The sequence below is a fragment of the Streptococcus sp. GMD6S genome (assembly GCF_000297015.1).
Map to the genome: position 1 here is coordinate 1 of NZ_AJRH01000283.1, position 10,557 is coordinate 10,557.

The 10,557-nt window shown below is 43.3% G+C and carries 14 protein-coding genes; all 14 read left to right on the forward strand.

Translation table 11 applies throughout. From position 1 onward, the window contains the following. The first annotated feature begins 132 nt into the window (after positions 1–132). A complete protein-coding gene (locus tag GMD6S_RS10490) occupies positions 133–348 on the forward strand; it encodes a DUF4314 domain-containing protein (RefSeq protein ID WP_000992184.1) in 216 nt (71 codons plus the stop codon). A gap of 49 nt (positions 349–397) precedes the next feature. Continuing rightward, on the forward strand, positions 398–871 hold the full coding sequence (locus GMD6S_RS10495; protein WP_000057466.1) for a phage terminase small subunit P27 family: 474 nt from the start codon (positions 398–400) through the stop codon (positions 869–871). Then, positions 868–2,460 carry a terminase large subunit gene (locus GMD6S_RS10500; RefSeq protein WP_000222988.1) on the forward strand — a complete coding sequence of 531 codons (1,593 nt, stop codon included), beginning with the start codon at positions 868–870 and terminating at the stop codon, positions 2,458–2,460. The genes GMD6S_RS10495 and GMD6S_RS10500 overlap by 4 nt, the downstream gene beginning before the upstream one ends. A gap of 87 nt (positions 2,461–2,547) precedes the next feature. Continuing rightward, complete coding sequence (locus GMD6S_RS10505) at positions 2,548–3,810, forward strand: phage portal protein (RefSeq protein WP_000511777.1); 1,263 nt, start codon at positions 2,548–2,550, stop codon at positions 3,808–3,810. Then, complete coding sequence (locus tag GMD6S_RS10510) at positions 3,803–4,486, forward strand: head maturation protease, ClpP-related (protein WP_001032310.1); 684 nt, start codon at positions 3,803–3,805, stop codon at positions 4,484–4,486. The genes GMD6S_RS10505 and GMD6S_RS10510 overlap by 8 nt, the downstream gene beginning before the upstream one ends. Before the next feature lie 13 nt (positions 4,487–4,499). Continuing rightward, entirely contained in the window at positions 4,500–5,681 is a 1,182-nt protein-coding gene (locus tag GMD6S_RS10515) for a phage major capsid protein (protein ID WP_000036012.1), read from the forward strand. Positions 5,682–5,689: 8 nt separating this feature from the next. Continuing rightward, positions 5,690–5,971 carry a head-tail connector protein gene (locus GMD6S_RS10520; RefSeq protein WP_008282402.1) on the forward strand — a complete coding sequence of 94 codons (282 nt, stop codon included), beginning with the start codon at positions 5,690–5,692 and terminating at the stop codon, positions 5,969–5,971. Next, positions 5,971–6,315, forward strand: coding sequence for a head-tail adaptor protein (locus tag GMD6S_RS10525; protein WP_000684964.1), 345 nt, complete (start codon positions 5,971–5,973; stop codon positions 6,313–6,315). The genes GMD6S_RS10520 and GMD6S_RS10525 overlap by 1 nt, the downstream gene beginning before the upstream one ends. Further along, complete coding sequence (locus tag GMD6S_RS10530) at positions 6,302–6,670, forward strand: HK97 gp10 family phage protein (RefSeq protein WP_000190823.1); 369 nt, start codon at positions 6,302–6,304, stop codon at positions 6,668–6,670. Before GMD6S_RS10525 ends, GMD6S_RS10530 begins: the two co-directional genes overlap by 14 nt. Further along, positions 6,667–6,984: a hypothetical protein gene (locus GMD6S_RS10535; RefSeq protein WP_000710710.1), complete on the forward strand. Its 318-nt coding sequence runs from the start codon at positions 6,667–6,669 to the stop codon at positions 6,982–6,984. The genes GMD6S_RS10530 and GMD6S_RS10535 overlap by 4 nt, the downstream gene beginning before the upstream one ends. Positions 6,985–6,998: 14 nt before the next feature. Further along, on the forward strand, positions 6,999–7,577 hold the full coding sequence (locus GMD6S_RS10540; RefSeq protein ID WP_000414381.1) for a major tail protein: 579 nt from the start codon (positions 6,999–7,001) through the stop codon (positions 7,575–7,577). A gap of 2 nt (positions 7,578–7,579) precedes the next feature. Then, positions 7,580–7,999, forward strand: coding sequence for a hypothetical protein (locus GMD6S_RS10545; protein WP_001232596.1), 420 nt, complete (start codon positions 7,580–7,582; stop codon positions 7,997–7,999). 38 nt (positions 8,000–8,037) lie between these two features. Further along, positions 8,038–8,163, forward strand: a complete 126-nt coding sequence (locus tag GMD6S_RS13090; protein ID WP_001281455.1) for a hypothetical protein — start codon at positions 8,038–8,040, stop codon at positions 8,161–8,163. 23 nt (positions 8,164–8,186) lie between these two features. Next, positions 8,187–10,557 (forward strand): phage tail tape measure protein (locus tag GMD6S_RS10555; protein ID WP_000929214.1); only part of this gene is annotated, 2,371 nt, incomplete at its 3' end.

A 10,557-nucleotide genomic window follows, 5' to 3' on the forward strand; every position in this document is an offset into this window, starting at 1 on the left:
TTGAGCAATTGATTGTGGAGACCACTCTTGAAAGTCAAAAAATATTCGAATAATTATCTCTTATAACTGGATAAATATGTATAATAGAGGTATTATACCATTGAACAAATTGAACCCCAAAGGAGAACAAAGATGAATGCGAAGATTGTAGAATTATTAAAAAAGCGGTATCCTGCTGGAACAAGGGTGCGGCTCTTAAAAATGGAAGACCCGAATCCAGTGCCAATTGGTATGTTGGGAACGGTGGAAGATGTAGATGATATTGGTTCCTTGGTTGTTCAATGGGACAATGGCCGACAACTCCATGTGTTACATGGCATTGATGAAGTAGAGAAAATCGATTCATAAGAAATTAAGTCTTCGGACTTTTTTCTTGTGGGCTGAAGGAGGTGAGGGCATGGCACAGAAGGGCAGAAAGCCCAAACCAATTAGTTTAAAAATCTTAGAAGGGAATCCTGGCAAGCGTCCACTTCCAAAGAATGAAATACAGCCTAAGAAGAAAGCTCCTAGATGCCCTTCCTGGCTTGAAGAAGATGCCAAGAAAGAATGGAAGCGTATGGGCAAAATCCTAGAAGGATTGGGACTTTTAACTGATATGGATATGACAGCTTTTGCAGGTTACTGCCAAGCTTATGCACGCTGGAAGGAAGCAGAAGAGTTTCTTTCAAAACACGGCTCTATCATCAAAACTCCCAATAGCTATCTCCAACAAGTGCCACAAGTTTCTATTTCTCAGACCAATCTTAAAATCATGCTTAAATTCTGTGAACAGTTTGGCTTGACTCCATCTTCCAGAACACGACTTGCTTCGATGGATACAGATGTGGGGTCAGGTGATGAAATGGAAGATTTACTTGGAGGGCGCTTATGACATATTACTACATCCCTTCTCCCTTCATGCTTCCAACTTCTCATTATGACGAGAAAAAGGCAGACCGGGCAGTAACCTTCATTCAGAATCTCTGCCATACCAAAGGACGCTGGGCGGGACAGAAATTCTTCTTATTACCCTGGCAGGAACAAATTGTACGTGACCTTTTTGGTATCGTAAAAGAAGATGGGAATCGACAGTTCCTGACGGCCTATGTAGAGATTCCTAAAAAGAATGGGAAGTCTGAACTAGCTGCTGCGATTGCTCTTTATCTCTTATACGCAGACGGAGAAGCCAGTGCCGAAGTGTATGGGGCAGCTTGTGACCGAAATCAAGCTTCTATTGTTTTTGATGTGGCCAAGCAAATGGTTTTGATGAGTAAAGCTCTGGAGAAACGATCCAAAGTCATGGGAGCCACTAAACGTATCATCAATTATTCCAATGCTGGTTTCTATCAAGTGTTATCGGCTGAAACTGGAACCAAGCATGGACTCAATGTATCAGGTTTAGTCTTTGATGAAATTCATGCCCAGCCCAATCGCCATTTATACGATGTCTTAACCAAAGGGAGTGGTGATGCAAGGGAGCAGCCGCTCTTTTTTATTATCACGACAGCAGGAAACGATAAAAACTCTATTTGTTATGAATTGCATACCAAGGCCTTAGATATACTAAAGGGGCGAAAAAAAGATAGTACCTTTTATCCAGTTGTCTATGGCCTTTCAGAAGAAGATGATTGGAACGATGAAGAGAACTGGCTAAAGGCTAATCCCTCCCTTGGTCATACGATTGGGATTGACCGGGTTCGGGAAGCTTATCTGAATGCCTTAGATAACCCAGCAGAAGAAAATGTATTCAAGCAATTGCGACTCAATATTTGGACCAATTCAGCTGTGACTTGGATTCCGGAACATATCTATGATAAAGGAAGACAGCCGATTGATGTGGAGAGTCTAAAAGGCAGAGATTGTTATGCTGGTCTGGATTTATCTTCCACTTCAGATATTACAGCCTTTGTCCTAATCTTCCCACCAAGAAATGAAGCAGAGAACTATCAAGTTCTTCCATATTTTTGGTTGCCTGAAGAAACCCTGGTTCTTAGATCTAGACGAGACCATGTGCTGTACGATGTCTGGGAAAAGCAAGGCTTTCTTCTTACCACGGAAGGGAATGTTGTTCATTATGGATTTATTGAACGGTACATTGAAGAACTGTCCACTATCTATCATATCAAAGAAATTGCCTATGACCGCTGGAATGCGACACAGATGGTTCAGAACTTAGAAGGCATGGGTTTAACAATGGTTCCATTTGGTCAGGGCTATAAGGACATGAGTCCACCTTCCAAAGAGTACTATAAACTCATGATGGAAGGTAAAATCCAGCATGGAGGTCATCCGGTTCTAAAATGGATGGCCCAAAACGTAGTCATGAGACAGGACCCAGCCGGAAATATTAAGCCTGATAAAGAAAAATCTGTCGAAAAGATTGACGGGATTATCGCGACCATTATGGCTTTAGACAGGTGCATTCGACATCAAAAGAATGACGGTAGTATTTATGACGAGCGAGGAATCTTATCCTTTTAAATTTATTAGATTTTCCACAATTGAAAGAGTGATTGTAAAGCATCTCAAGCGAGGTGCTTTTTTTCATGCCTAGAAAAGGAGATGACTATGGGAATATTGGAACGATTAGGACTAAAACGACAGAGGGGAGAGCCCAAAAATAAGTATGAAGGGAATGACTTTTCGCTACTCTTTGGTCGAACCACGAGTGGGAAAACGGTCAATGAACGGACGGCATTACAAACGACAGCGGTCTATGCCTGCGTAAGGATTCTGTCAGAGACCATTGCATCTTTACCTCTTCATGTTTATCGATACTCCGAAGGAGGAAAAGCAAAGGATACGGAACATGTCCTTTACACGCTTTTGCATGATGAGCCGAATCCTGACATGACATCTTTTGTCTTTCGGGAAACCTTGATGAGCCATCTCTTGATCTGGGGGAATGCCTATTCTCAGATTCTTCGTGACCGTTCAGGTCAGGTGATTGGGCTGTATCCTTTGCTACCGGATCAGATGAGCGTTCATCGAAGTGAGAAGGGCAAGCTCTTTTATGTTTACAATCGTTATGAGGAAGACAATCCTAATTTTCAGGAAAAAGGAAGCATTGTTTTATCACAAGAAGAGGTACTTCATATTCCAGGCTTAGGGTTTGATGGTCTGATTGGTTATTCTCCGATTGCTCTGGCGAAGAATGCGGTGGGGATAACGCTTGCCTGTGAAGAATATGGCGCTAGTTTCTTTGGCAACGGTGCTAACCCCGGTGGAGTTCTCGAACACCCGGGTATCTTAAAAGACCCTGCTAAGGTCCGAGATTCCTGGAATGCAGTCTATCAGGGGACACGAAATGCTCATAAGGTAGCTGTCCTGGAAGAAGGTATGAGCTATAAGCAAATTGGGATACCGCCTGAAGAAGCACAGTTCTTGGAAACCCGCAAGTTTCAAATCAATGAGATTGCGCGTCTCTTTCGGATTCCACCGCACATGGTAGGAGATTTAGAGAAGTCCAGTTTCTCTAACATTGAGCAACAATCCCTTGAGTTTGTTAAGTATACCTTGGATCCCTGGGTGGTTCGGTTTGAACAGGCTCTTAAGAAAAGTTTGCTGCTGCCGGAAGAAAAGAAGACCCATTTCATTAAATTCAATGTGGATGGCTTGCTTCGTGGGGATTACCAAAGTCGAATGAACGGCTATGCGATTGGACGGCAAAACGGCTGGCTCTCGACAAATGATATCCGAGAGCTGGAAGAACTCAACCCTATCCCGCCAGAAGAAGGGGGTGACCTTTACCTCATTAATGGCAATATGACCAAGTTAAAAGATGCAGGAGGATTTATGAAAACAAATCAAAAAGGAGAGAGTCATGAATAAATTTTGGAATTTCAGCGAGAATGAAATGGGGCGTGTGCTGCATCTAAATGGTACAATCGCTAGTGAATCCTGGGTGGATGATGATGTGACTCCGCGAATCTTTAAGAATGAACTCATGAGTGGCACCGGACCATTGACCTTATGGATTAATTCACCGGGTGGAGATGTCTTTGCGGCAGCTCAAATCTACAATATGTTAATGGACTACAAGGATGACGTGACCGTCAATATTGATGGCATAGCAGCTTCGGCAGCCAGTGTTATTGCTATGGCGGGAACCACCGTCAATATGAGTCCAGTTGCTATGATGATGATTCACAATCCGATGACGGTCGCAATTGGCGATTCTAAAGAAATGGAGAAGGCCATTGCTATGTTATCGGAAGTCAAAGAGTCCATTCTCAATGCCTATGAAATTAAGACTAGTTTATCTCGGGTACAGCTATCCCACTTGATGGATGCTGAGTCTTGGTTTAATGCTAAGAAGGCTCTTGAACTTGGGTTTGCGGATTCTATTTTGTATGAGCCTGCACCTCATGAAGATGGGACGGTTCAAAGTATGATGTTTAGTCGAGCAGCGGTGACCAACCAGCTGCTTTTAAAATTGGCTGATAAAAAACCTCAGCCCAAAACACCAGTTTCTCAGTTAGAGAAACGGTTGTCACTCTTGAAATAAGAAAGGAATAACCATGAGTAAAATTTTACAATTGCGAGAAAAACGAGCGCAGGTATGGGAGAAAGCAAAAAGCTTTCTGGATACCTGTCGGGATGATAAGGGGCTGGTTTCTGTAGAAGATACGGCCCGTTATGAAGAAATGGAAGATGAGGTTGTTCGCCTTGGTAAAGAGATTGAACGCTTGGAGCGGCAGGAAGCACTGGACAAGGAATTAGCCAGTCCGGTTAGTCAAGCCATTGTCGCCAATCCAACTGTAGGCGGAGGAAATCCAAAAGGCGGACGTTCCTCTAAAGCCTATAACACAGCTTTTTGGAACAATATCCGCAAGAAAAACTTCTATGATATCGAAAATACCCTCAGTATTGGAGACGACTCACGTGGCGGTTACTTGGTTCCAGATGAATATGAGAAACGTCTGATCCAGGCTCTTCAAGAAGAAAACTTCATGCGGAGTCTTGCAACGGTCATTCAGACTTCAAGCGGGGAGCGGAAGATTCCAGTTGTGTCAGGGAACGGTGAAGCCACTTGGATGGATGAGAACTCTAAGTTCAAGGAATCAGAAGATACCTTTAGTCAAGTAACGCTTGGTTCCCATAAGGTTGGAACAGCTATTAAGATTTCTGATGAGCTGCTCTATGATTCCGTCTTTGATTTGGAAAGCTATATGGCTAATGAATTTGCTCGTCGTATTGGTGTGAAGGAAGAAGAAGCTTTTCTGATTGGTGATGGAACAGGTAAGCCAACTGGAATTTTTCAAACGGTCACTGAAGGGGCGACTAGTGGTGGTGCGACGATTACCTTTGACGATGTCATGGATTTGTATCACTCGCTTAAATCACCTTATCGGAAAAATGCAGTATGGATTTTGAACGACTCCACCGTAAAAGCTTTACGGAAACTCAAGGACAATAACGGCAACTATATTTGGCAGCCATCTGTTCAAGCTGGTGTACCAGATATGATTCTGAATCGTCCTTATTTCACCTCTAGCTTTGTGCCAACCATTGATACAGGTAAAAAAGTTTTGGCTTTCGGTGACTTTTCTTACTACTGGATTGCGGACCGTCAAGGACGTTCCTTTAAGCGCCTGAATGAACTCTATGCAGAAAGCGGTCAAGTTGGCTTTCTTGCTAGTCAGCGCGTGGACGGCAAGTTGATTCTGAATGAAGCGGTTAAAGTCTTGACCATGAAATGAGGCTTCTCATGAAGATTAGTTTGGAGGAAGCAAAGAACTATCTGAGAGTCGAACACTCAGAGGATGACCACTTGATTCAAGTCATGATTTCTGCCAGTGAAGAGTTGTGTTCTAGTATCCTACGCAAGAATCTAGAGGAAGTGACGGAGGAGAAAGAAGTTGACTTCCTTCAGACGATTGTTTTGTTTGGGACAGCTTATCTTTACGAGCACCGAGAAGAAGGAGGGCAGGAGAGTTTGGTAGAACTCCTCAAGGCTCTTCTTTCTGCTCACAGAAGGGATGTGTTCTGATGAAGATAGCTCCATTAAGCAAACGGGTTTTCTTTGAAAAACGAGTCATTGTGCAAGATGCTATTGGCAATGAAAGCAGTCAGTGGCAGCAATTGTTTTCTAGGTGGTGTTCCTGCAAGGTGCTTCTTGAAATGGAAGGCACTACAACAGTAATGGTCAAGAATATTCATCAGTTACGCTTTACGCTGCGCTACGACTCTTCCATTCGAGAGTTGGATAGTCAAACCACTCGTCTTCGCTTTGAGGATAAGTTTTATAATATCAAGGCCATTGATTCGTTAACTTATCCTCAGGAGATAATCCTGATAGATGCGACAGAGGAGGTACAATATGGCAACAATTGACCCGTCTGACCTAGCTCGAGCTGTTCAAAAGGAGTTGGAGAATTATGTTGAAAGGTCTACTGAAACAGTGAAAGCAGTGGTGGAAGACAGCACGGGGGAAGCTGTTAATGAGTTAAAGAAACATTCTCCGAAAAAGCGGGGGAAATATGCTCGAGGCTGGAACTCTACTGTGACTAAAGAAACGAATCTAGCTTTGACAAAAACGATTTATAATCGAACACCAGGACTGACACACCTCCTTGAAAATGGTCATGCTAAACGAGGCGGTGGCAGGGTTGAAGGAATTCGGCATATTGCTCCTGTTGAAGAAAAGATGATTCGCCAATTTGAAGAGCGCTTGAAGGAGAAGTTATGAAAAAAGATGAGTGGTTTTCATTTTTGAACAGTCTAGGTTTACCCTGTGCCTATCATCATTTTGAGGAGGGGCATAGTCCAGCTCCTCCCTTTGTGGTGTATTGGTTTCCTGCTTCTCAGAATTATGGCGCAGATAATCTGGCTTATCACAAAGGAAGTCAAGTCAGACTGGAGCTTTATACCGAGAAAAAAGACCTTGAATTAGAAGAGAAAATAGAAGCAGCACTCGACAGTCATTCTCTCTTTTTTGACAAGGAAGAAACCTATTTGGATACAGAAAAGCTGTATCAGGTTATTTATCATTTAAGTCAATAGAAAGGAAAAATCCGATGGAGAAAAATAAAGTCACCTTTGGTTTGCAGGATGTCCATTGGGCAGAAGTAACCAAAGAAGGAGATGATGGGGCGCTGACCTACGGGACAGTGGAGCGACTTAGGGGTGCCGCAGAGCTGACCTTGGAGCCACAAGGGGATTCTGGTTCATATAAAGCAGACAACATCAATTTTTATACGACAGAATCTAATGATGGCTATGAAGGAACTCTGAAACTGGCTCTTTTGACACAGGAATTTTTGACCCGAGTGTTAGGAGAAACGATTGATGCCCAGAGTAAAGTCATCTCAGAAATCGCAAGCAGTGAGAAGAAAAACTTTGCCTTGATGTTCCGATTTGAAGGGGATAAGAAAGAAACGCTCCATGTGCTCTATTATTGTTATGCAAGCCGGCCAACAGTAGCTTCTAAAACAAAGAGCGGTTCAGACATCAATGAAGTGGAATTGAAATTCAAAGCCAGTCCTCGGCCGCTTGATAAGCTAGTCCGTCGCAGGACCACAGAAGATACCCCAGAAGATGTCAAAAAGACTTGGTTCGCAAAAGTCTATGAACCAACTGTGAAACCAGGAGGTTAATCATGAGGAAAACGATTCAGTTATCAGGTAAGAACATTGAGCTAGCTACTAATGCTTACACACCGATTGCCTATAAAAAAGAATTTGGGAAAGATTACTTTCAGGATCTGTTTCAAATGTTGCAGGCAGAGTCGATTCTAAAAAAAGCTGAACAGCTAGAAGAAGGCAAAACTTTATCTGCATCGGATGTGGGTATGAGCATGTTGGCGGATTTTGATATGACGTTTTTTCACAGGCTCTTTTGGGTTTTTGCCAAATCAGCTAACCCATCTATTGAACCTTTTGAAGAGTTCTTTATGGGCTTAGAAGACTTTCCGCTTCAAACAGTAGGACCGGTTCTGATGGAATTGTTAAATCAAGGAATGACCACCAGAAAAAAGTCGATGCGTCGGAAGAAGCGAGTAGCGAAACCTTCACGGTAGAATCCTATCTTCACTGTTGTAAAGAGACAGGACTATCCATGTCAGATTTAAAAGAGATAACGATTGGCATGGCGCTGGACTATCAGACAGACTATGTGGAAGTGCGTACCAAAGAAGCAGATAGAACTCGCAAGGCTACGCAGGTAGACTTTGATAATTTTTGATGTGGTGGTAAGGAGGTGACGGTATGGCTGGAACGATTAAAGGAATCACAATTGAAATTGGAGGCGATACCCAGCCCTTACAAAAAGCTCTAAAAGGGGTGAACCACGAAGCCTTAGAAGCAAGCCGAGAACTGAAACAAATTGATAAGGCACTAAAATTTGACACAGGCAATGTCACTCTCTTAACTCAGAAACAAGAGGTTTTAGCCAAGCAAGTTCAAACAACCAAAGAGAAGCTAGAGACACTACGTCAAGCCCAATCTCAGGTAGAAGCTCAGTTTCAAAGCGGGAAAATCGGAGCTGATCAGTATCGAGCTTTTCAAAGAGAGGTCGAAATCACTCAGAACACTCTCAAAATCTATGAGAATAAGCTAGAGGGTGTAAACCGAGCTTTGGAGCAAAATGGCTCCAGTGTCACCAGCAACAAAAGTAAACTAGCTGCTTTAGGAGCTGAACAAAATCAACTAGCTTCAGAGAGTGAGAAAGCCGCTTCCTCCTTTAAGTTGCAAGAAAGTCAGCTAGGCCGTAATGCCAGTGAATCTGAAAAACTGGCCCTTGCTCAGAAAAAGGTTGCGGCTCAGTCAGAGATTGTCGAGAAACAGATTGCCAATTTAGAACGGCAGTTAGAGTTGACCAAGGCTGAATACGGTGAGAACTCAGTTGAAGCCAATAAACTAGAAAAGTCACTCAATGAAACCAAGACAGCTTATCATCATCTGCAAGATGAGATGAGCAGCATGAGTGGGGCAAGTGATAATGCTAACCACAGCTTAGCAGAAACTAACAATCTTCTAAGGTCTGAGATTCTAGCCAACTTCAGTGAAAAACTGAGCGAAATCAGTCAGAAGCTGATTGACTTCGGAAAAGCAACACTGGAAGCTTTTCGAGAAGTGGACGAAGGGATGGATATCATCGTCACCAAAACCGGTGCCAGCGGAAAAGCACTGGATGAGATGACAGATATTGCAAAAGGCCTTGCGACTGAAATTCCAACGGACTTTCAAACAGTGGGCAGTGCTGTTGGTGAGCTTAATACCCAGTTTGGGTTGACTGGTGATGCCTTAAAGGACGCTTCTGCGACTTTGATTAAGTACGCAGAAATCAATGGTTCGGACGTGACGGAATCAGCTATTTCTGCAAAACAAGCTATTGAAGCTTATGGACTTGAGACGAGTGATTTAAATCGAGTCTTAGATACTGTCACTTATACGGCCCAGGCGACTGGAGTCAGTGTTCAGGATTTGATGAACAAAGCTATCCAAGGTGCTCCACAAATTAAGGCTTTAGGACTTTCGTTTGATGAGGGTGTGGCTCTTATGGGGCAGTTTGAAAAAAGTGGGGTCGATTCTTCGGCTGCTCTTTCTTCTCTCTCCAAAGCAGCAGTCAACTATGCAGCTAAAGGAAAGACACTGAGTGAAGGCTTAAAAGAAACGGTCGAACAAATCCGAAACAGCACTAGTGAAACGGAAGCCTTAACGCTTGCATCCAGTATCTTTGGTACTAAAGCTGCTCCACGGATGGTGGATGCCATTAAGCGGGGGGCTCTATCTTTTGATGATTTAGCAGGAACCGCAGAAAAAGCAAAGGGAGTGGTTGCTTCCACCTATGAAGCAACACTTGACCCTATTGATCAGTTCACCTTAGCTCAAAATGCAGCTAAAGAGGCCATGGCCGAAGTTGGAGGAGCGATTGCAGAAACCCTAGCTCCGTTTCTCCAACAACTTGTTCCGCTTTTAAAAAGTGTTGCGGAATGGTTCGTGAATCTTCCGGAACCTGTGCGGGAGTTCATTCTGGTTGTGGGTGGACTGGTGACTGTTGCGGGTATTCTCTTACCCATTATTGTAGCCTTACAAGCTGCAGCTTTAGCTCTTGGGACGACGATTGGAGGGATGTTAGCTGCGGCTGCTCCGATTGTAGGGATTGTACTTGCGGTGATAGCGGCTGTTGCTTTATTGGTCATTGGTATTAAGGAACTATGGGAACATAATGAAGCTTTCAGAACGGCTGTTACGGATGCTTGGAATGCTATCTATTCAGCTGTTTCTTTCATCGTTCAGACAGTCGTAGACTTTGTGATGGAAATTTGGGGAACCTTGGTTTCTTGGTGGCAGGAAAATCACCAGTTGATTCAAGATGCTGCAACAACTGTCTGGAATGCCATTTCGACGGTAATCACCACCATTATGGATTTAATTGGGCCTTATCTAACAGCCGTTTGGGAGAATATCAAGCTCGTTGTTACAACAGCTTGGGATATTATCAAGACGATAATAGAAACAGTCCTAAATGTTATTCTTGGCATTATCACATTAGTTATGCAGGTGATCACTGGCGATTGGTCTGGTGCCTGGGAAACCATTAAGCAAATTGTATCTACCGTATGGGAAGGGATTC

Coding starts and splice junctions, on each gene's coding strand:
- GMD6S_RS10530 (WP_000190823.1), top strand. CDS start 6,302: ATGGCAACAATTGACCCGTCTGACCTAGCTCGAGCTGTTCAAAAGGAG.
- GMD6S_RS10490 (WP_000992184.1), top strand. CDS start 133: ATGAATGCGAAGATTGTAGAATTATTAAAAAAGCGGTATCCTGCTGGA.
- GMD6S_RS10545 (WP_001232596.1), top strand. CDS start 7,580: ATGAGGAAAACGATTCAGTTATCAGGTAAGAACATTGAGCTAGCTACT.
- GMD6S_RS13090 (WP_001281455.1), top strand. CDS start 8,038: ATGTCAGATTTAAAAGAGATAACGATTGGCATGGCGCTGGACTATCAG.
- GMD6S_RS10510 (WP_001032310.1), top strand. CDS start 3,803: ATGAATAAATTTTGGAATTTCAGCGAGAATGAAATGGGGCGTGTGCTG.
- GMD6S_RS10495 (WP_000057466.1), top strand. CDS start 398: ATGGCACAGAAGGGCAGAAAGCCCAAACCAATTAGTTTAAAAATCTTA.
- GMD6S_RS10500 (WP_000222988.1), top strand. CDS start 868: ATGACATATTACTACATCCCTTCTCCCTTCATGCTTCCAACTTCTCAT.
- GMD6S_RS10515 (WP_000036012.1), top strand. CDS start 4,500: ATGAGTAAAATTTTACAATTGCGAGAAAAACGAGCGCAGGTATGGGAG.
- GMD6S_RS10535 (WP_000710710.1), top strand. CDS start 6,667: ATGAAAAAAGATGAGTGGTTTTCATTTTTGAACAGTCTAGGTTTACCC.
- GMD6S_RS10525 (WP_000684964.1), top strand. CDS start 5,971: ATGAAGATAGCTCCATTAAGCAAACGGGTTTTCTTTGAAAAACGAGTC.
- GMD6S_RS10505 (WP_000511777.1), top strand. CDS start 2,548: ATGGGAATATTGGAACGATTAGGACTAAAACGACAGAGGGGAGAGCCC.
- GMD6S_RS10540 (WP_000414381.1), top strand. CDS start 6,999: ATGGAGAAAAATAAAGTCACCTTTGGTTTGCAGGATGTCCATTGGGCA.
- GMD6S_RS10520 (WP_008282402.1), top strand. CDS start 5,690: ATGAAGATTAGTTTGGAGGAAGCAAAGAACTATCTGAGAGTCGAACAC.